The organism is Carbonatibacter coralli (genome assembly GCF_039592655.1).
Classification (GTDB): Bacteria; Pseudomonadota; Alphaproteobacteria; order Kiloniellales; family Kiloniellaceae; genus Carbonatibacter; species Carbonatibacter coralli.
Genome location: NZ_JBBUTJ010000001.1, coordinates 766454 through 786707 on the forward strand (window position 1 = coordinate 766454; position 20254 = coordinate 786707).

The window sequence follows — 20254 nt, forward strand, 5'->3', positions numbered from 1 at the left end:
AACAAAAACGGGGCAAAAGCTCACTGCTCCTGCCCCGCTTTTTTCACAAGAATTTGTCAGATTTTGCGTTCGACCATTTTCTTTTTGATTTCTGCGATGGCCTTTGCGGGGTTCAGACCTTTCGGACAGGTCTTTGTACAGTTCATAATGGTGTGGCAGCGATAGAGTCTGAAAGGATCTTCCAGATCATCCAGGCGCTCGCCTGTGTGCTCATCACGACTGTCCGCAATCCAGCGATAGGCCTGCAACAGGATCGCAGGACCAAGATAGCGATCACCATTCCACCAGTAGCTCGGGCAGGAGGTGGAACAGCAGAAACAGAGGATACACTCCCAGAGACCGTCAAGCTTCGCTCTCTCTTCCGGAGACTGCAAACGCTCGCGCTGAGGAGCCGGAGACGTTGTCTTCAGCCAGGGTTCGATCGAGGCATGCTGCGCATAGACGTGGTTCAGATCCGGCACCAGATCCTTGACAACCGGCATGTGAGGCAACGGGTAGATTTTCACCTCGCCATCGACCTCATCAATATACTTTGTACAGGCCAGTGTGTTTGTTCCATCGATGTTCATGGCACAGGAACCACAAACCCCTTCCCGGCAGGACCGCCGGAAAGTCAGGGTGCTGTCGATCTCGTTCTTGATCTTGAGAAGGGCATCCAGAACCATTGGTCCACAGCTGTCCAGATCAACGTGATAGACATCCTCGTACGGGTTCTTCTCATCATCCGGGTTCCAGCGGTAAACGCGGAAAATCTTTACATTCTTTGCGTCGGCCGGTGCTTCGAAAACCTTGCCGATCTTTTCTATTTTCGAATTGGCGGGCAGTGCTAGCTCAACCATTTCTTCTCTCCTGAACTGAACCGCTTTGCTTTTCCGGTTCTTTATCCGTTCGCAGTTTCTCTATCTGGCGGGACAACAGGCCTCCCCGTCGGAGAAGCCTGACCAAATCAGTAAACCCGTGCTTTGGGCGGGAAGGACTGAACCTCGTCACTCAGCGGCTCCAGATTAACCGGGCGATAAGCAAACTCGACCTTTCCATCCTGACCACAGGTTGCCATGGTGTGTTTCATCCACTGATCATCATTCCGGTCAGGGAAATCCTCGCGGGCATGTGCACCACGGCTTTCCTCGCGGTTGGCCGCAGAGGCAATCGTGACACGCGACTGGAACATCAGATTGTCCAGCTCCAGCGCCTCAACCAGATCAGAGTTCCAGATCAGCGAGCTGTCGCTCACAGAGATATCATCACGCTTGGTCCAGAGGCTTTCCATCTTGCGGTTTCCTTCTGCAAGGCTTTCGCCCGTACGGAAGACCGCCGCGTGGTTCTGCATTGTCTTCTGCATTTCCAGTCGCAGCTCGGCGACGCGCATGTCACCTTTCGCATGACGGGTCCGGTCCAGACGATCCAGCGAATTCTGACCGGCATCCGCAGGAAGCGGAGCCTGGGTCGCACCCGGCTTGACCGTCTCCTGACAGTGCAGGGCAGCAGCACGGCCAAAGACAACCAGATCCAGCAGTGAATTGGACCCCAGACGGTTTGCACCATGGACGGAAACACAGGCCGCCTCTCCGATCGCCATCAGGCCCGGAACAGGAGCATTCGGATCTCCATCCTTGAAGGTCACCACATCACCGGTATAGACCGCAGGCACACCACCCATGTTGTAGTGACAGGTCGGGATCACCGGGATGGGTTCGCGGGTTACATCGACACCCGCAAAGATACGTGCGGATTCAGCAATACCCGGCAGCCGCTGATTGATCAGCTCCGGATCGAGGTGCTCAATGTGAAGGTGAATGTGATCATTCTCTCCACCAACACCCCGGCCATCACGAATTTCCATGGTCATCGCCCGGCTGACAACATCACGGCTGGCCAGATCCTTGGCACTCGGCGCGTAACGCTCCATAAAGCGCTCGCCTTCAGAGTTGGTCAGATAGCCACCTTCCCCGCGAACACCCTCGGTAATCAGGCAGCCCGATCCGTAAATGCCGGTCGGGTGGAACTGGACAAACTCCAGATCCTGCGCATAGAGGCCCGCGCGCAACGCCATACCGCCGCCATCACCGGTACAGGTGTGTGCTGCAGTACAGGAGAAGTAGGCCCGGCCATATCCACCTGTTGCCAGGATAACCTTCTGGGCCCGGAAGCGGTGGATGGTTCCATCATCAAGATTCCACGCGACCACACCACGGCATTCACCGTTTTCCATGATCAGATCAATGGCAAAATATTCGATAAAGAACTCGGCATGCGCACGCAGGCACTGCTGGTAAAGCGTGTGCAGCATGGCATGACCTGTCCGGTCTGCAGCCGCGCAGGTTCTCTGTGCAATCCCCTCGCCAAAGCGGGTGGTCATCCCGCCGAAGGGGCGCTGATAGATCTTGCCGTCCTCCGTTCTGGAAAACGGCATACCGTAGTGCTCCAGCTCGACGATGGACGGCACAGCTTCGCGCACCATATACTCGATTGCATCCTGATCCCCCAGCCAGTCCGACCCCTTCACGGTGTCGTACATGTGCCAGCGCCAGTTGTCTTCACCCATGTTGCCCAGAGACGCAGAGATTCCCCCCTGGGCCGCAACAGTATGACTGCGTGTTGGAAAAACCTTCGTGACACAGGCCGTCCGCAGCCCCGCCTCGGCAAGACCGAGCGTGGCCCGCAGGCCGGCGCCACCGGCGCCAACGACAACTACATCATAGGTATGGTCGACGAATTCGTAGGCCTTTGCGGCATTTTGTTGAGTTTCAGCCATAGAACCTAACCCTTAAACAGAATCATGAGTACCGAGAGGACGCAAACAACGGCAGCCACCATGTGGGCGCCGGAAGAAAGCATCATGACCGGAATCTTGACGGAATCAGCGTGCAGATAATCCTCGAACACAACCTGCAGCCCTTCTCTGGAATGCTTCAGCCCCACAAGAATGAAGAGAATGAGCAGCCCCGCGACAACCGGGTTCTGGACCCAGGCGACGAATTCTGCGTGCGAGGCACCCGCCATTGAAGCGACAGAGAAGACAAACCAGAGTGTCAGCGGCACCAAAGCAACCGAACTGACCCGCATGGACCACCAGTGGGATGTTCCCTCACGGGCAGAACCAAGGCCTTTGACACGACCAAGATGAGAACGCATGGACATCTCAAAGCCCTCCTGTTGAATAAGCCAGGATCCAGAGCCCGAGTGTCAGAGCGACACTGGACACGATGACCATGATGGCTGTTGGCTGAATGCTCTCCAGTGCAAGCCCCTTGCCGGCATCCCAGAAGAGGTGCCGAACACCGTTACAGAGGTGATAGACCAAGGCCAACGTCCATCCGAAGAGAACAAGACGCCCGATGGCCGAACCAAGGATTTCGCTGAAGGTGTTGTAATATTCAGCCCCCGTTGCACCGGCAACGAGCCACCAGACCATCAGGAAGATGCCCAGTGAAGTGGCAACGCCTGCAATACGGAATAGAATGGAAAGGGCCGAGGTAATCTGGGGACGATAGACCTGCAAATGCGGAGAGAGAGGACGCTGAGATCTCGACATGTCTGATCCTGTTATTTTTGCTCCTGACTGGACAAACCAGTGCCCTGATTGTCTCATGACAATCTTTATAATCTTTTACTTTTCCTGATCAAAATCGGATGAATCAAAGAAAAGAATGTTTTGAAGCACAAGCTTGTTGAGTTCAAACCTAGATCGGCTTGAGGCAAAGCGTCAACATAAAATAAATCTTTATCCCCTTGTCAGTGCAGACAAATTCACACCACCAAAACCCGGATAAAATTAAAATAAATGGCCACCACAGATTAAAGACAGTATTTCCAAAAAGTGGAAGCCAAAGCAAATAGACTTTAAATTCGATCAAAGATAATTTTTCTATATGTTTTTTTTAACTTGCCGGATGAGAAAAAAAACCACTTTCTATTCTTACGGGATCACATCCTGAAATTGTACCGATACAATTAATACTCACAGCAAACGCCGTATAATTTATAAAATGCGACACAAAAACTGCGACAGAACAGCCCAGGCCACACCCCGGAAAATCACAAAAGGCCTATATTTCAAAAGCATGATCAAAGCTGTTCACCAGGCATTCAACAGGCCGGCTTTCACGCTCCACTCCCTTCATCAGGGTTGAACGCCTGCAGGACATGACAAGATGCCCATCCTGATTGAGGCAGAAATGCCTGAAGGAAACAATCGACTGACCGGGACGGCTGTTTGATCTCCGGCACTGTTCGATCTCAGTTTCGAACGACAGTGTGTCACCGATTTTGACGGGCTTGCTGTAAGACACCTCATCAATGGAAAGGTTCGCAACCAGTCCCTGCATGGTCAGATCGTAGACAGAAGCCCCAAGCGTCAGGCTGAGAGTATACATACCATTGACCAGCACGCCATCATGCCCCTGCGCTTCGGCCAGGGGTTTGTTCGCATGCAAGGGTTGCGGGTTCCAGGTCAGTGCACAGAAAAGCGAGTGATCCCCCTCTGTCACTGTTTTCGTGAACCCGTGAACAATACGTCTTCCGGTTTGCATCTGCATTTTTCAACCCTTGATTTATTGATATTTATAAAAATCTCCTTAAAGATGATTCGATCATGGATTGATTAAATTAAAAATTCAAGCACTCATGGGTTGAAATCATGCAGAGAAAACTTCCCCCTCAAACCCCGACGACCCTCTGGAAGAACTGGCCTGTTTCAACACACCTGAACGCCGACTTCTTCAGAACTGCCATCCGGTGCTATTGTGAGGATATCGAAAGCCTCGGACTGTCACTCGAACTTTCCCACGACTTCGAGGCTTTCCAGAAAAGCTCCAATGCGATGCCGGACACCAAATACGTGAACCCTGCCTTTGATCCGGCCCTGAACAGCCTGCCTCCCGATCAGACCTTCTGGATCAATGTCTACCAGCATCATCCCGACAACTGTGTCAGCTATATCGCAGCAAAGCAGCTGCCTTACACCAGCCTGCGGCATGCCCTTGAAGGCTTGCGGTTCTGGTATGGAAAAGGCCTCATCCCGGATGGCACAAGCATTCAGGAACTTTCTGTCGACCCCCACAGCAGAATACAGGGTCGCCTGTCCTACAGCGGACGCCTCTACACACACCCCGACTGGCGCAGGAAAGGACTGGCACGCCTGCTTTCCCATCTGGTGCGCACACTTTGTCTGGCACGCTTTGATGTGGATTATCATTTCGGTGTCATGAATCACATTCTGGAGCGCAAGAACCAGAATGCCCAGTACCGCTTCCCGAACATAGAACGCTGGCTCCACCTGGACTTCCGTTACAGACAGGAGGTTCCCATCGACCTCTGGCTGACAGTTCTCTACATGAGTCGGCAGGATCTGCTGAAAGAACTCGGAACAACCCTCGAACAACGACAGTCACTGCTGGCCCGGGCGTGATCCATAAAAAAAGGAGCGGAAAACCGCTCCTTTTCTGCACTCTGAAACACGTCCCTTATGCAGAGAGATGCTCCTTGATCATTGTTTCCGCAATCTGAACCGCGTTCAGCGCAGCACCCTTGCGCAGGTTGTCAGCAACAATCCAGAGGCTCAGGCCATTGTCGACAGTCGGATCAACGCGAATACGGCTCACGAATGTCGGATCCTCACCCGCCGCTTCAGCAGGTGTGACGTAGCCTTCATCCTGACGATGATCAACAACACTGACACCCGGAGTTGCCTTGAGAGCTTCGCGGGCCTGCTCAACAGTCACTTCATCTTCAAACTCGATGCTGACAGCTTCCGCGTGGCCCACAAAGACAGGAACACGGACACAGGTGGCAGTCACCTTGATGGACGGATCGAGAATTTTCTTGGTCTCGACCATCATCTTCCACTCTTCCTTGGTGTAGCCGTCATCCATGAACTTGTCGATGTGCGGGATACAGTTGAAAGCGATCTGCTTGGTAAAGCACTGCTTTTGCACAGGCTCGTTTACATAGATACCGCGCGTCTGATTGAAAAGCTCATCCATCGCATCCTTGCCTGCACCGCTCACAGCCTGATAGGTGGAAACCACAACGCGCTTGATCTTGCCCAGTTCATGCAAGGGCTTGAGAACGTGAACCATCTGGATTGTAGAGCAGTTCGGGTTCGCAATAATGCCGCGATCCTTGTAACCGGCCAGTGCTTCCGGGTTAACCTCCGGAACGACCAGCGGAACATCTGGGTCCATACGGAAGTGAGAAGTGTTGTCGATCACGACCGCCCCTGCAGCCGCTGCCTTCGGAGAATATTCCGCAGAAACAGCACCACCCGGAGAAGACAGGACAATATCAATGCCCTTGAAATCAAAAGTCGCGAGATCCTGAACAGTCAGCTCACCCACATCGCCAAAGGAAACCTTGGTGCCGGCAGAACGGCGGGAAGCCAGAACAGTAATATCATTGATGTCAAAACCACGTTCGGACAGTGTGGTGAGGATTTCGCGTCCTACGGCACCAGTTGCGCCCATGACTGCAATTTTATGTCCCATAATCTTCACTTTCTCTCATAAAAAAAGGCCACCCTCCTTCAGGGTGACCGTTCATTGGTTCACTATCCCGAAAGAACTAGGCGCTGGACAGGGTCTTTGCCCAGATAGTCGTTGCCTTCGTCGTCGTCATCGCAACGGTTTTGGCAACAGCCGCCATCATTGCGGTCATGGCAATCGTCCCCTTCACAGCAGTCATGGCAGCAGAAACAGACAGGCCGGAAGCCCGCTGGTTTGCTTTCAGTGATGTTGCCGCACAAGGAAACATGGTTTGCCCTTTCAAGTTCATCGCCAAGCTAGTCGCGCATGCGCCACGGGTCAACGGTCTTTCTGTTAAAAAACGGGAGTTTTCTGCCTTCCCGCCCCAAAAGGCTCACACCTGAAAGTTGTCTATACAATTTCTTGCCGCAGAAGATACAGACATTCTTCCCCCTCTGACAATCAAAAAACGGAAGCAGTTCCCGCAGATCACAAAAGCGTGCAGGAAATCGCAGAACAGAGCCTGAAACAGAGATTTGTCTATACAAAGTGCCTGCAAAAAGAAAAAACCGGGCTCAAAAGCCCGGTTTTCGCTTGCGAATCGATTCGCCTCAGGCAGAAGCCTCATCCAGTTTGCGGACGAGGGCATCACCCATCTGGCTGCAGGACAGCAGTTCGCAGCCTTCAGCCATGATATCACCTGTGCGCTTGCCTTCTTTCAGAAGTGTCGCAACAGACTGCTCGATCAGATCAGCTTCCTCGCCATGGTCATAGGAATAGCGCAGAGCCATGGCAAAGGAGAGAATGGTCGCCAGCGGGTTCGCCTTGTCCTGACCTGCAATGTCGGGAGCAGAACCATGCACCGGTTCGTACATGGCCTTGCGACGTCCCAGCGCATCAACAGAACCAAGAGATGCCGATGGCAGCATTCCCAGAGATCCGGTCAGCATCGCTGCAGTATCGGACAGCATGTCACCAAAGAGATTGTCTGTCAGAATCACATCAAACTGCTTTGGTGTTCGCACCAGTTGCATGGAACAGTTGTCGGCATACATGTGGGACAGCTCGATGTCATCGTTGCCCTCGCCATGCAGCTTTGAAACCTCTTCACGCCACAGCAGGCCTGATTCCATCACGTTTGCCTTTTCAACGGAACAGACGCGACCATCACGCTTGCGCGCCAGATCAAAGGCCACCTCTGCGACACGACGAATTTCAGACGTGGTATAGACCTGCGTATTGATTCCACGACGCTCGCCGTTCTCCAGATCCTCGATACCACGGGGTTCACCGAAGTACACGCCACCGGTCAACTCGCGCACGATCATGATGTCCAGCCCTGAAACCAGCTCCGGCTTCAGGGAAGACGCTTCAACCAGCGCATCAAAGCAAAGCGCCGGACGCAGGTTTGCAAAGAGTTCCATCTCCTTGCGCAGACGCAACAGACCACGCTCCGGCTTGATGGAGAAATCCAGATTGTCCCATTTCGGGCCACCGACAGCGCCCAGCAGGACAGCATCGGCCTCAAGGGCCCTGTCCATGGTTTCATCAGCCAGTGGCACGCCGTGCCTGTCGATAGCAGCGCCTCCGACGAGGTCCTCGGAGACATCAAAGGTAACGGAACGACGGTTGTCCATCCAGTCCACGACCTTGCGGACCTGGCCCATAGCTTCGGCGCCAATACCGTCGCCCGGAAGAATAAGAAGTGATTTGTTGGAAGCCATTTTTCACTCATCCTGTAAAAGGCAGAGCACACAGAGTGCCCTGCCTTGAATAGATTTCGGGGAATTGCCCTCAGACCCAGGGGCAGCTTGCTTTGCGTTGCTCTTCGTAGCTGTCGATGTTCGCTACCTTTTGCAGGCTCTGACCGATGTCATCCAGACCGTTCAGCAGACAGTGCTTGCGGTGAGGATCCACATCAAAACTGATGGTCTGACCATCAGCACCGGTGATTTCCTGTGTTTCGAGATCAACTGTGATCGTGGCATTTGCACCACGCTCAGCCTCTTCCATCAACGCATCAACTGTTTCCTGCGGCAATGCGATTGGCAGAATACCGTTCTTGAAGCAGTTGTTATAGAAAATGTCCGCAAAGCTTGGCGCAATGACGCAACGCAGCCCCTGATCAAGCAGCGCCCAGGGAGCGTGTTCACGGGAAGAGCCACAGCCGAAATTGTCACCGGCAATGAGGATTTTCGCTTCTTTATAGGCAGGCTTATCAAGGACGAAGTCCTTCGGGTTGCCATTTTCATCTGTTCGAAGCTCAAAGAACAGGCCTTCACGCAGACCTGTCCGCTTCACTGTTTTCAGGAATTGCTTCGGGATGATCATATCCGTATCGATATTCACCAGGGGCAATGGCGCAGCAACAGCTGTCAGTGATGTAAACTTTTCCATCTCTTTTCCTTCCGGCGCTCAGGCGTATTTACGAACATCGTCGATGTGACCGGCGATTGCTGCAGCGGCAGCCATGCCCGGGCTGACGAGGTGTGTTCGACCACCACGTCCCTGACGACCTTCGAAGTTACGGTTGGAAGTGGATGCACAACGCTCACCCGGCTGCAAACGATCAGCGTTCATCGCCAGACACATGGAACATCCCGGCTCACGCCAGTCAAAACCGGCTTCAATCAGGATCTTGTCCAGTCCCTCTTCTTCCGCCTGCTCTTTCACAAGCCCGGAACCCGGAACGATCATGGCATAAACACTGTCCGCAACCTTCTTGCCTTCAGCAATACGCGCAACTTCACGCAGATCCTCGATACGACCATTGGTGCACGAACCGATAAAGACCTTGTCGACCTTGATGTCCGCAGCCTTCATGCCGGGCTCAAGCCCCATGTAGTCAAGGGAACGCTCAATTGCAGACTTCTTGTTGTCATCCCGCGCATCCGACGGTCCGGGAACAGACGCAGAGATGGAGATGACATCTTCCGGAGAGGTTCCCCAGGTGAACTGCGGCTCAATGTCTGCAGCTTTGATGACGATTTCCTCATCATAGCTTGCCCCCTCATCAGACGGCAGGGATGACCAGTACTCGACAGCCTGCTCCCAGGCAGCACCTTTGGGGGCCATCGGGCGACCCTTGATATAATCAAAAGTTGTCTGGTCAGGTGCAATCAGGCCGGCGCGCGCGCCAGCTTCGATGGACATGTTACAGACAGTCATGCGCCCTTCCATGGAAAGGTCCCGCATGGCTTCACCGGCATACTCGACAACATAACCGGTACCACCGGCCGTGCCGATCACACCGATAATGTGCAGGATCATGTCCTTCGCGGTTACACCGACCGGCAGCTTGCCCTCGACAGTAATCCGCATGGATTTTGCCGGCTTTTGAATCAGCGTCTGTGTCGCCAGAACGTGTTCAACTTCGGAAGTTCCGATACCAAAGGCCAGAGACCCGAAGGCACCGTGCGTTGCTGTGTGGCTGTCACCACAGACAATGGTCATGCCCGGCAGGGTAAAGCCCTGCTCGGGACCGACAATGTGAACGACACCCTGACGAATATCCGTCATGCCAAAGAGCTGCACGCCAAAATCGGCACAGTTCCTTTCAAGCGTTTCAACCTGAATACGGCTTTCTTCGTCTTCAATGCCCTTCGCACGATCCGAAGTCGGGACGTTGTGGTCCGGAACAGCAAGTGTCCGTTCCGGACAACGCACCTGGCGACCAGCCAGCCGCAGACCTTCAAAAGCCTGCGGGCTGGTCACTTCATGAACCATGTGGCGATCGATATACAGCAAGCAGGTCCCATCGTCCTGCTGATGCACAACGTGGTCGTCCCAGATTTTCTGGAACAGAGTCCGTGGCTGACTCATCCTGATCTTTCCTTGATTTTTATAGACTGCATTCACCTGAGGCAGCAGTGTCCAGCCGCTTTACGCCTCCGCAGTCCTTTAAATGTCCGCTATCAACATAGCGTCAAGGTTTCAGAATGAAAAGCCTCTGATTTTTCCTTAAGCAGATTTGCAATAATGCTCGTGAAGAATCCCCAGGACACCTTTGGCCACTTCATGCTCCATCCGATAATAGATCGTCTGGGCAACACGCCTGTTGTCGACAAGCCCTTCCTTTCTCAGAATGGCCAGTTGCTGGGATACAATTGCCTGCGGCAATCCCAGTGCATCAGCCAGGACACCGACTGATTTTTCTCCCTCGACGAGCTGGCACAGAATCAACAGGCGTCGTTCGTTTGCCAAGGCCTTCAGCAGACTGCTTGCTTCTGCTGCAGCAGCTTCCATCTCCTGAAGTTGTTCATTTCCCAATATTGTTGCAGCTTCCACCCTACTCTCCCCTGCATAGGTAAAAACAACTTATGGTGTCCCCCGCCCAGAAGCACCGCGAATGGTTAACAAAAATTAACCTTTTTCATTATGAGGAGTTATGATGAGAAATAAAAGAAAAAAATGAATAAAAATATGTACAAAAAAAGGAAGGGAAATCCCTTCCTTTTCAAACCCTTACAGTATTTATCTCTAGCAAATCATCTATACCGAATATCAGTTAAGAACATCCGGCTTTTCATGATCACCCACTATTGCGACGCGCAAATTATTAGTTGCACCCGGCGTTCCGAACGGTACACCCGCTGTCACAACGATTGAATCACCATTTTCAGCAAAGCCTTCTCGTCTTGAAATACGGGTTGCCTTGCCCACCATTTCAGCAAAGGAATTCACGTCTCTGGTGTTAACAGAGTGAATACCCCAGGCCAGAGCCATACGGCGCGCAATACGCAGATCAGGTGTGAGCCCCAGAACACGGGTTTGAGGGCGTCCGCGGGCTGCGCGAAACGCTGTACTGCCGGTTGTGGTAAAGGTCACAATGGCCTTGGCGCTGATCTGCCCTGCCACATCACGTGCAGCATTCGAAATGGCATCCGCCGTGTCCGTTTGCAGATCAGGCTTTTCGGCATTGATCAGCTGGACATAAAGCGGGTCCTGCTCAATACGATGAATAATCCGGTTCATGATGGTCACAGCCTCAACCGGGAAGTCACCGGCAGCTGATTCAGCAGACAGCATCACGGCATCCGCACCATCGTAAACAGCCGTTGCCACATCCGAAGCCTCTGCGCGCGTCGGGGTTGGAGAATGGACCATACTTTCCAGCATCTGGGTTGCGACGACAACAGGCTTGCCAAGACGGCGACACAGGGAAACAATGCGCTTTTGCAGCACGGGCACATTCTCCGGAGGCAGTTCAACCCCCAGATCGCCCCGGGCCACCATGACGGCATCACAGATCTCGACAATTTCCTCCAGCGAATCAATCGCTGACGGCTTTTCAAGCTTTGCCATGATACCGGCGCGCCCCTTGACCAGATCGCGTGCCTGCTGGATGTCTTCCGGACGCTGCACAAAGGAAAGCGCACACCAGTCACACCCCAGCTCAAGACCGAACTCGAGATCCTTCAGGTCCTTTTCGGTCAGGGCAGAAAGAGGCAAGACCGTTCCCGGGACATTGACACCCTTGTTGTTGGACAGTGTTCCTCCAACCAGAACCTCGGTCTGGGCAACCATCCCGTCAACGGACACAACACGCAAACGAATGCGGCCGTCATCAAGCAGCAGTTCGATGCCTGCGGACATCGCTTCGAAGATTTCCCTGTGCGGCAGGTTCACACGCGTCTCGTTGCCGAGCGCATCATCCATGTCCAGCTGGAAGGTCTGACCGTTTTTGAGTTCAACCTTGTCATTTTCAAAGCGTCCAACACGGAGCTTCGGCCCCTGCAGGTCCATCAGAACGGCAATCGGGCGTCCCGTGTCTGCCTCAACCTCGCGGATTGTATCATAACGGGCCTTGTGATCCTCGTGGGAGCCATGGGAAAAGTTCAGACGGAAAGTATCAACTCCGGCTTCGAAAAGCGCTTTGATAGTCTCCTTGTCTGAACTCGCCGGGCCCAGAGTTGCTACAATTTTACAAAGACGATCTCTCTTCATTCGCTTTCCTGCTTCTGCTTTATACTCACCTCGGAGCCTTATACTCCTTCCGCCCGGAAAGACGGAATAAAATACGCCCGCTTTCAGGCATTTTTCGTCTGACGCTCCCTTTCAGGTCAGGCCGCAGCCTGGCCCTGATTTTTGTCCAGCCACTGCCTGAGTGTTTCAACCTCTGACGCTTCAAGACGCAGCCCCATCTTTGTCCGGCGCCACAGGATATCTTCTACAGTTTGCGCCCATTCGCGATCAACAAGATAGCGCACTTCCCGTTCATAAAAATCCGCACCGAAATTCATCCCCATGTCTTCCGGGGATGCTGCATCACCCAGCAGATCAACAGCCTGGGCACCGTAGGTCTTTGCGAAGCGATAGGCCAGAGGTTGAGGCAACCATGGATACTGCTTCAGCAGCTCCCTTTCCATTGCCCCGGCTGAGCCCTCCGGCAGGTCACCTCCGGGCAGAACCGCGTCTCTGGTCCAGGGTTTGTCAGCAACCCCGAGCAGGTCACAGGCCTCCTTCAAAACAGCCTGAGCCAGCTTTCTGTATGTCGTCAGCTTGCCACCCCAGATGTGCAGGGCCGGTGCAACACCGGATTTCTCGTCACGCTCAACGGTATAATCACGCGTTGTTTTGGAGGCATCGGTCTCTCCGTTGTCAAACAGGGGACGGACGCCTGCGTAGGTCCAGACCACATCCTCTATTGAAACGGATTTTTTGAAATAGCGCGAAGCCGACTCACAGATATAGCGGACCTCCTCATCAGAGATACGCGCTGCGGACGGATCGCTTCCATGGTCCTCGTCCGTCGTTCCGACCAGGGTAAAATCATCCTCATAGGGAATGGCAAAAATGATCCTCTTGTCGGGATTCTGGAAGATATAGGCGTGATCATGGTCGTAAAGCTTTGGAACCACAACATGGCTCCCCCGGACCAACCGCAGGTCCATCGCGCTGTCCGTGCCAAGGGAAGACGACAGGAACGACTTTGCCCAGGGGCCCGCGGCATTGATCAGCAGCCTGGCGCGGACTGTTCTCTGCTCACCGGTTTTCTGATCCTCAAGAACAGCTTCCCACTGATCACTTTTACGCTCGGCCTTCACGCAGCGGGTTCGCGGCAGGATTTCCGCCCCCTTGTCACGCGCATCCTGCGCACAGAGAACAACAAGACGCGCATCCTGAACCCAGCCATCAGAATAGATGAAACCTTTTTTGAAGTTCTCCTGAAGCGGGGCACCAACCTCGTGCCTTGTCAGATCAACACCGCAGGATTTCGGAAGCGTCTGTCCCGGACCACCGAGCCAGTCATAGAGGAACAGCCCCAGACGAATCATCCAGGCCGGGCGAAGGGCCGAATTGTGCGGCAGCACAAAGCGCAGGGGCCAGGCAATATGCGGGGACGCGTTGATCAGGACCTCGCGTTCCATCAGCGCTTCCTTGACCAGGCGAAACTCGTAATGTTCCAGATAGCGCAGACCACCATGGATCAGTTTGGTGCTGGCAGAGGATGTCCAGTTCCCCAGGTCATCCTTTTCGCACAACAAAACCTTAAGGCCGCGTCCCGCTGCATCACGCGCGACACCGGCCCCGTTAATTCCACCACCGACGACAATCAAGTCAAAGACATCATTTTCTGACATCATCTTTTCCTTTTATCGGGAAACCACGTCTCCCCGTGATTTCCGCCTTATTATAAAGTCTATCCTTTTATGAATGGTTGCCTTGACTGGTTTACTCCGGAAAAGAAAAACACCGGAGCAGGACCCTCTCCCCTGCTCCGGCGTTTGAGGTTCCTAGAGAGTTCTCCCCAGGACCAAAGCTGTATCGAGCATTCGTGTCGAAAAGCCCCATTCATTGTCATACCAGCTCAAAACCCGAACCATGCGACTGCCCACCTGCTGCGTCTGGGTCAGATCAGCGACGGAACTGGCCTGATTGTGATTGAAGTCACAGGACACAAGCGGCTCGTCATTGACCGCCAGCACCCCTTTCAACGGACCGTTTTCAGAAGCCCTGCGCAGGGCCTCGTTCACCGCATCAACCGTGATGTCCCGTTCGGCTGTCATCACCAGATCAACCATGGAAACATTTGCTGTCGGGACGCGAACTGCTGTCCCGTCAAGTTTGCCCTGAAGCGCGGGCAAGACCTTGCCGACAGCGCGGGCCGCACCTGTGGAGGTCGGGATCATGGACACGGCAGCGGCGCGCGCACGGCGCAAATCCTTGTGCGCGGAATCAACAGTGTTCTGGTCTCCGGTGTAGGCATGAACGGTTGTCACAAAACCGGCTTCAAGCCCGAAGGCCTCGTTCAGCACATGCGCAACAGGGGCCAGACAGTTTGTTGTACAGGATGCATTTGAAACAACCAGATGTTCAGAAGTGATCGTTTGTTCGTTGACACCGAAAACAACAGTCTGGTCAGCGCCATCGCACGGCGCGGAAACCAGAACGCGCTTTGCACCGGCTTCCAGATGAGCGGCAGCGGCAGCGCGGGAGTTGAAGCGCCCTGTGCACTCCAGGACAATGTCCACACCAAGCTCACCCCAGGGCAATTTCGCAGGCTCCCGCTCGGCCAGCACCCGGATGCGCTGGTTTCCCGCCAGAAGCAGATCACCTTCCAGACCAACATCAAACGGCACCTTGCCGTGAACGGAATCATACTTGAGCAAATGCGCAGCCTGATCAGGAGCAGAGAGGTCATTGATCGCAACAAATTCCAGATCTGCCAGAACGTCCTTTCCGGACGCATTTTCCAGAGCGGAGCGAAGAACCAGACGCCCGATGCGCCCGAACCCGTTAATTGCAACTCGCAATGCCATAACTTCTGCCTTTCCCAATTCTGCTTCAACTTGTGAACCCGAAAGGCTCGGAACTGAAAATTTTCTCAGTTCCCGTTGAAGTTCGTTCGTTAGAATCAGAGTATAAGGTTCATTTATGAAAATTCAATGACCAAAATGTTCCAAAATGAAAACAAAGCACCCAAAATGAAGATTTTTCACTTCCCGAACGTCAGATTGATCACAAAACTAACCGGAAATTTCACTTACGGTCTTCAACTCAAGGTCCAGTCCCTTAATACATTTTCCCAGATCACCCTTGGGCATACGGTCCGTCGCAAGAACCTGAATCTGTGACAGGTGTCCCATTCGGACCAGAGCCGTCCGGCCGAATTTGCTGCTGTCCGCAGCCAGTATGGTTGTCCTTGCATTCTCCATAATGACCTGGGCCGAACGCACCGAGCTGTAGTCATAATCCAGAATCGCACCGTCCTCATCCAGACCGCCACAGCCGATCACACCATAATCCGCGCGAAACTGGCGGAAGAAATCCATCGTGGCCTCACCAAGGATACCCCGGTCTTGAGATCTCACCACACCACCCGAGACAATCACTTCAAAGGAAGGGTTTTCAGACATCACATGGGCCACGGCCAGTGAGTTGGTGATGATTCGCAGCCCTTCATGCCTGAGGAGGGCCCGCGCGACACGCTCGCTTGTTGTCCCCATGTACATGAAGACAGAGGCGTGATCCGGAATCAGATCCGCAACCAGACGTGCAATCCCCTGCTTTTCCTCGCTGTTGATCGACTGCCGCTGACCAAAGTCAAGATTCTTCACAGACGAACGGAACGACGCGCCTCCGTGAAAACGATCCAGCAACTTGCCATCACACAGAGCATTGATATCCCTGCGGATTGTCTGGGTTGTCACACCAAAATCCTGCGCAAGCTGCTCAATCGAAACGAAACCCTGCTCCTGCGCAAGTTTCAGAATGTCTTCCTGACGGCGGCTCAAATCTGCCGTCAACACCTGCCCAATCATCGAATGAGCCGTCTTCCTTGAAGCCTGGACCATAAATTCAATAACTACCCTGCTTATTCAAGCCTGCCATCACCAAACGGAGAGCTTCGCACCCAATCCGTTCGCATTAAAACAACACAGCCTTATAATTTTCTTGACGCCCGCATAGTCGCGATGTTCACTTTTGCTCAAAAATGAACATATCATACTTTTTCTGAGCAAGGGAACCCATGATGTCCACAGAGAACAGCCCCTCGACCCGAAACACTGATCATTCGGGTGACTCCCGCGCCATCCTGAGCATTGATCAGGGCACAACCAGCTCTCGCGCCGTTCTCTTCGGACTGGACACCAAACCCATCGCCATTGCCCAGGAAGAATTCACTCAGTACTTTCCCAACGACGGCTGGGTGGAACACGATCCCGAGGAGATCTGGAACTCTGTGGTTTCGGTTTGCCGCAAGGCTCTTGCTGAAGCCCAAGACAAAAGCATTCGCGTCGAGACCCTCGGAATCACGAACCAGCGGGAAACAACGGTTGTCTGGGATCGCAAGAGCGGAAAGGCCATTGGCAACGCCATTGTCTGGCAGGACAGACGCACAGCAGACTATTGTCAGTCCCTCAAGGAAGCCGGAGAGGAAAAAACCGTCACAGCCAAAACAGGGTTGCTGCTCGATCCCTATTTCTCCGGCACAAAGCTGAAATGGATTCTCGACAACACACCGGGGCTGAGAGAACGCGCCAAAGCCGGCGAGATCGCCTTTGGTACCGTTGACAGCTTTCTTCTCTGGCGCCTGACAGAAGGCACAGAACACGCAACAGATGCAACAAACGCCAGCCGAACCCTGCTTTTCAATATTCACACGCAGGAATGGGACAAGGATCTTCTGGAGCTTTTTGACATTCCTGCCGAAGTCCTTCCTGAAGTCAAAGACTCTTCTGCGGCCTTTGGCACAACAAAGGAATCAGCAATTGGCGCCGCACTGCCCATCGAAGGCATCGCCGGTGACCAGCAGGCTGCAACATTCGGACAGGCCTGCTTCAAACCCAGGAATATCAAAAGCACCTACGGCACCGGCTGCTTTGCCCTGATCAACACAGGACAGGAGGCAAAGGCCTCTCAAAACCGCCTGCTGACGACAGTGGCCTATCGCCTCAACGGTGAAACAACCTATGCTCTTGAAGGATCCATCTTTGTCGCGGGTGCAGCCGTTCAGTGGCTCAGGGACGGTCTGCAAATTATCACGTCTTCCGCCGAGACCGGGCCGATGGCTGAAAGCCTGCAGGACAACAGGGGTGTTTATCTGGTCCCCGCCTTCACCGGGCTTGGAGCTCCCTGGTGGGACCCCTATGCCCGCGGTGCGCTCTATGGCCTGACCAGAGACACCGGCCCGGCTGAAATCGGACGCGCCACCCTTGAATCGGTCTGCTACCAGACGCACGACCTGCTCTCTGCCATGAAAGCAGACGGCGGCGCTCCAAGTCGTATCAATGTTGATGGCGGCATGTGTGCCAACGACTGGCTGATGCAGTTCCTCTCCGATACGCTGGATCTGGAGGTCCAACGCCCCGAAATCACCGAGACAACCGCTCTGGGAGCCGCGCTTCTGGCTGGCCTGCAGCATGGTCTTTACAACTCGCTCGATGAAATTTCGGCACTCTGGCATTGCGAGCGCAGCTTCAAACCGGCGATGGACAAGGAGAGGCGGGACAGAAATCTCGAAGGCTGGTCTCTGGCCCTGAAACGAACACGCCTGCAGGACTAGGCACAGACTCATCAGAAAAGCCCGCGCAGCAATCACGCGGGCTTTTTACACCATCCGGTCAACGGAACCGATATATCCTATTTGCCTCTGGTCCGGCGTTTGGTCACAGCCTTTTTCAGAGCCTTCCCCCGCCCGGACAGGCTCGGATTGGTCATGAAGAACCTGTGTGCAGAAAAGCCCTGACCTGCCGGTTCTATCCGTTTGAAATGACCATCCGGCTGCATCAGCCAGCTTTGGGCTTCATCATGCAGGTTGGCATACATCACCTGATTGAGAACCTGCTTCTTGACTGTGTCATTTTCAATCGGAACCATCGTTTCAACACGACGATCAAGATTGCGGGGCATCAGATCGGCGGAAGAGATATAAACCTTTGCTTCCTGTGACGGCAGCCCCTTGCCATTGCCAAAACAATAGATGCGGCTGTGTTCCAGAAAACGCCCGACAATGCTGCGCACCTGAATGTTTTCAGACATACCCTTCACACCGGCACGCAGACAGCAGATGCCACGGGCAATGATTTCAATGGAAACCCCGGCGTTGCTGGCTTCATAGAGAGCGTCAATAATATCGGGATCGACAAGTGAGTTTGCCTTCAGCCAGATCGCAGCTTCCCGCCCGGCCTTGGCGTGCTCGATCTCGTTTGCAATCTCGCGCATGATACACTTGCGAACAGTATCCGGCGCGTACTCCAGCTTCTCCATACCATGCGGGGATGCATAGCCTGTCGTGTAATTGAACAGCGACGCTGCATCGCGAGCCAGAGCCGGATCGCAGGTAAAATAACTCAGATCCGTATAGATTTTCGCTGTAATCGGGTGATAGTTTCCGGTCCCGAAATGGACATAGGTTCGAATATTGTCTGCGTCACGCCGCACAACCATCGAAATCTTGGAATGGGTTTTCAGATCCACAAAGCCATAGACCACCTGGACACCTGCACGCTCCAGATCCTGCGCCCAGCGGATATTCGCCTCCTCGTCAAAACGCGCTTTCAGCTCAACCAGAGCCGTCACGGACTTTCCGGCCTCGGCAGCATCCTTGAGCGCCCGGATGATCGGAGAATCATTGGAGGTCCGATAAAGCGTCTGCTTGATGGCAATCACATCCGGATCGCGCGCAGCCTGACGCAGGAACTGGACCACCACATCAAAGCTCTCATAAGGGTGATGGACGATGAAATCCTTTGCGCGGATCGCGGCGAAACAATCCCCGCCAAAGTCCTTGATACGCTCCGGGAAGCGGGGCGAATAGCTCTCGAACAGCAGATCATGCCGGGAAGACACAATCATCTGTGACAGATCGGCCAGCCCCAGCATCCCCTCAAGGACAAAGACATCACTTTCTTCGGTATCCAGCTGCTTCGTCACAAAATGGCGCAGATTCTGAGGCATCCTTGCATCAAGCTGCAAACGGATCACGGACCCGCGGCGACGACGGCGCAACATGGTCTCAAAGGTGCGCACCAGATCTTCCGCTTCCTCATCCACCTCGACATCCGAATCCCGGATAATCCTGAACAGTCCCTCTCCAAGAAGCTCGAAACCGGGGAAAAGACGATCCAGAAAAAGGTGTATGACCGATTCCAGCGGGACAAAGCGCTGTGCCTCACCGGGCAACTGGACAAAGCGCTTGATGTTGTGAGGGATGGGCAACAGCCCTTTCATGGCCTTGTTGTCACGTGTCGCCAGCAATTCCAGTGCGAGCACCAGTCCCTTGTTCGGAATGAAAGGGAACGGATGCGCCGGATCGACAGCCAGCGGGGTCAGAGCCGGGTAGACCTGCGTGGTAAACCAGTCCTCAAGCCAGTTGCGCTCATCCTCCGAAAGTTCACTGATTTCCAGAAGATAGATATCTTCCTTTCTCAGTTCCTGCAAAAGCTCCAGCAGTGTTGTCTGCTGCAGGGTCATCAGCTTGCGTGCTGTCTCGGTTATGGCTTCAAGCTGCCCTTCCGGTGTCAGACCATCAATACTGGGAGTCGTAATTCCTGCAGCCACCTGTCCCTTCAGACCCGCAGCACGCACCATATAGAATTCATCCAGATTACTGGCTGAAATGGAAATGAAGCGAAGCCGCTCAAGCAGAGGATGCTCCGGATTGCTCGCCTCCTCCAAAACCCGCGTATTGAATGCAAGCCACGACAATTCGCGATTTACAAAGCGTTTTGGCGACTTCTCTGCCAGAAGGTGCGCACCATCCATTTCCGCGGGTTTGTCCTGCACAGTTGTCTGTCCTGCTGTCTGGCGCCCTGTCGTCGATGTTCCGGGAGAAGAACGGCGAGAGC

Annotated in this window: 18 protein-coding genes; 2 read left to right on the top strand and 16 right to left on the bottom strand. The window is 53.9% G+C overall.

All coding sequences use genetic code 11. The annotated features are described in order from the left end of the window. Positions 1-56 precede the first annotated feature (56 nt). From AAAH10_RS03505 to AAAH10_RS03525, 5 genes are all read right to left on the bottom strand, one after another. Positions 57-839 (bottom strand): succinate dehydrogenase iron-sulfur subunit, encoded by a 783-nt coding sequence (locus AAAH10_RS03505; protein ID WP_343560575.1) that lies wholly within the window; start codon positions 837-839, stop codon positions 57-59. A 107-nt stretch (positions 840-946) separates the two neighbouring features. Next, entirely contained in the window at positions 947-2755 is a 1809-nt protein-coding gene (gene sdhA, locus AAAH10_RS03510; protein ID WP_343560576.1) for a succinate dehydrogenase flavoprotein subunit, read from the bottom strand. Positions 2756-2760: 5 nt separating this feature from the next. Next, entirely contained in the window at positions 2761-3141 is a 381-nt protein-coding gene (sdhD, locus tag AAAH10_RS03515; protein ID WP_343560578.1) for a succinate dehydrogenase, hydrophobic membrane anchor protein, read from the bottom strand. A gap of 1 nt (position 3142) precedes the next feature. Then, the gene (gene sdhC / locus AAAH10_RS03520; RefSeq protein ID WP_343560580.1) at positions 3143-3535 is read right to left on the bottom strand and encodes a succinate dehydrogenase, cytochrome b556 subunit; all 393 of its coding nucleotides are present in this window, start codon (positions 3533-3535) and stop codon (positions 3143-3145) included. A gap of 514 nt (positions 3536-4049) precedes the next feature. Continuing rightward, entirely contained in the window at positions 4050-4538 is a 489-nt protein-coding gene (locus AAAH10_RS03525; protein ID WP_343560581.1) for a MaoC family dehydratase, read from the bottom strand. A 101-nt stretch (positions 4539-4639) separates the two neighbouring features. On the opposite strand from AAAH10_RS03525, the gene AAAH10_RS03530 reads away from it, so the two are divergent. Then, complete coding sequence (locus tag AAAH10_RS03530; RefSeq protein WP_343560583.1) at positions 4640-5410, top strand: GNAT family N-acetyltransferase; 771 nt, start codon at positions 4640-4642, stop codon at positions 5408-5410. 55 nt (positions 5411-5465) lie between these two features. On the opposite strand, the gene AAAH10_RS03535 is transcribed toward AAAH10_RS03530, so the two are convergent. The 10 genes from AAAH10_RS03535 to AAAH10_RS03580 form a co-directional block, all read right to left on the bottom strand. Further along, positions 5466-6485: an aspartate-semialdehyde dehydrogenase gene (locus AAAH10_RS03535; protein ID WP_343560585.1), complete on the bottom strand. Its 1020-nt coding sequence runs from the start codon at positions 6483-6485 to the stop codon at positions 5466-5468. A 76-nt stretch (positions 6486-6561) separates the two neighbouring features. Then, a complete protein-coding gene (locus AAAH10_RS03540; protein WP_343560587.1) occupies positions 6562-6750 on the bottom strand; it encodes a hypothetical protein in 189 nt (62 codons plus the stop codon). 322 nt (positions 6751-7072) lie between these two features. After that, entirely contained in the window at positions 7073-8185 is a 1113-nt protein-coding gene (leuB, locus tag AAAH10_RS03545) for a 3-isopropylmalate dehydrogenase (protein WP_343560588.1), read from the bottom strand. Positions 8186-8255: 70 nt separating this feature from the next. Further along, positions 8256-8858: a 3-isopropylmalate dehydratase small subunit gene (gene leuD / locus AAAH10_RS03550; RefSeq protein ID WP_343560590.1), complete on the bottom strand. Its 603-nt coding sequence runs from the start codon at positions 8856-8858 to the stop codon at positions 8256-8258. An 18-nt stretch (positions 8859-8876) separates the two neighbouring features. Further along, positions 8877-10283 (bottom strand): 3-isopropylmalate dehydratase large subunit, encoded by a 1407-nt coding sequence (leuC, locus tag AAAH10_RS03555; protein ID WP_343560591.1) that lies wholly within the window; start codon positions 10281-10283, stop codon positions 8877-8879. A gap of 138 nt (positions 10284-10421) precedes the next feature. Continuing rightward, positions 10422-10706, bottom strand: a complete 285-nt coding sequence (locus AAAH10_RS03560; protein WP_343560593.1) for an ArsR/SmtB family transcription factor — start codon at positions 10704-10706, stop codon at positions 10422-10424. Positions 10707-10964: 258 nt separating this feature from the next. Next, positions 10965-12407 carry a pyruvate kinase gene (pyk, locus tag AAAH10_RS03565; RefSeq protein WP_343560595.1) on the bottom strand — a complete coding sequence of 481 codons (1443 nt, stop codon included), beginning with the start codon at positions 12405-12407 and terminating at the stop codon, positions 10965-10967. 116 nt (positions 12408-12523) lie between these two features. Continuing rightward, a complete protein-coding gene (gene glpD, locus AAAH10_RS03570; protein ID WP_343560597.1) occupies positions 12524-14044 on the bottom strand; it encodes a glycerol-3-phosphate dehydrogenase in 1521 nt (506 codons plus the stop codon). Positions 14045-14197: 153 nt separating this feature from the next. After that, positions 14198-15223 carry a type I glyceraldehyde-3-phosphate dehydrogenase gene (gene gap, locus AAAH10_RS03575; RefSeq protein ID WP_343560599.1) on the bottom strand — a complete coding sequence of 342 codons (1026 nt, stop codon included), beginning with the start codon at positions 15221-15223 and terminating at the stop codon, positions 14198-14200. Between the two features lie 207 nt (positions 15224-15430). Continuing rightward, positions 15431-16198 carry a DeoR/GlpR family DNA-binding transcription regulator gene (locus AAAH10_RS03580; RefSeq protein ID WP_442490260.1) on the bottom strand — a complete coding sequence of 256 codons (768 nt, stop codon included), beginning with the start codon at positions 16196-16198 and terminating at the stop codon, positions 15431-15433. Positions 16199-16437: 239 nt separating this feature from the next. Between AAAH10_RS03580 and glpK the strand changes: the two genes are divergently transcribed. Next, a complete protein-coding gene (gene glpK / locus AAAH10_RS03585; protein WP_343560603.1) occupies positions 16438-17970 on the top strand; it encodes a glycerol kinase GlpK in 1533 nt (510 codons plus the stop codon). Between the two features lie 77 nt (positions 17971-18047). Here glpK and AAAH10_RS03590 read toward each other — a convergent pair whose 3' ends face one another. Beyond that, the gene (locus AAAH10_RS03590) at positions 18048-20171 is read right to left on the bottom strand and encodes an RNA degradosome polyphosphate kinase (protein ID WP_343561334.1); all 2124 of its coding nucleotides are present in this window, start codon (positions 20169-20171) and stop codon (positions 18048-18050) included. Between the last annotated feature and the right edge of the window lie 83 nt (positions 20172-20254).

Coding starts and splice junctions, on each gene's coding strand:
- sdhA (WP_343560576.1), bottom strand. CDS start 2,755: ATGGCTGAAACTCAACAAAATGCCGCAAAGGCCTACGAATTCGTCGAC.
- AAAH10_RS03540 (WP_343560587.1), bottom strand. CDS start 6,750: ATGTTTCCTTGTGCGGCAACATCACTGAAAGCAAACCAGCGGGCTTCC.
- AAAH10_RS03525 (WP_343560581.1), bottom strand. CDS start 4,538: ATGCAGATGCAAACCGGAAGACGTATTGTTCACGGGTTCACGAAAACA.
- leuB (WP_343560588.1), bottom strand. CDS start 8,185: ATGGCTTCCAACAAATCACTTCTTATTCTTCCGGGCGACGGTATTGGC.
- gap (WP_343560599.1), bottom strand. CDS start 15,223: ATGGCATTGCGAGTTGCAATTAACGGGTTCGGGCGCATCGGGCGTCTG.
- leuC (WP_343560591.1), bottom strand. CDS start 10,283: ATGAGTCAGCCACGGACTCTGTTCCAGAAAATCTGGGACGACCACGTT.
- AAAH10_RS03530 (WP_343560583.1), top strand. CDS start 4,640: ATGCAGAGAAAACTTCCCCCTCAAACCCCGACGACCCTCTGGAAGAAC.
- leuD (WP_343560590.1), bottom strand. CDS start 8,858: ATGGAAAAGTTTACATCACTGACAGCTGTTGCTGCGCCATTGCCCCTG.
- AAAH10_RS03590 (WP_343561334.1), bottom strand. CDS start 20,171: ATGGATGGTGCGCACCTTCTGGCAGAGAAGTCGCCAAAACGCTTTGTA.
- AAAH10_RS03560 (WP_343560593.1), bottom strand. CDS start 10,706: ATGGAAGCTGCTGCAGCAGAAGCAAGCAGTCTGCTGAAGGCCTTGGCA.
- sdhD (WP_343560578.1), bottom strand. CDS start 3,141: ATGTCCATGCGTTCTCATCTTGGTCGTGTCAAAGGCCTTGGTTCTGCC.
- glpK (WP_343560603.1), top strand. CDS start 16,438: ATGTCCACAGAGAACAGCCCCTCGACCCGAAACACTGATCATTCGGGT.
- glpD (WP_343560597.1), bottom strand. CDS start 14,044: ATGTCAGAAAATGATGTCTTTGACTTGATTGTCGTCGGTGGTGGAATT.
- sdhC (WP_343560580.1), bottom strand. CDS start 3,535: ATGTCGAGATCTCAGCGTCCTCTCTCTCCGCATTTGCAGGTCTATCGT.
- AAAH10_RS03535 (WP_343560585.1), bottom strand. CDS start 6,485: ATGGGACATAAAATTGCAGTCATGGGCGCAACTGGTGCCGTAGGACGC.
- AAAH10_RS03505 (WP_343560575.1), bottom strand. CDS start 839: ATGGTTGAGCTAGCACTGCCCGCCAATTCGAAAATAGAAAAGATCGGC.
- pyk (WP_343560595.1), bottom strand. CDS start 12,407: ATGAAGAGAGATCGTCTTTGTAAAATTGTAGCAACTCTGGGCCCGGCG.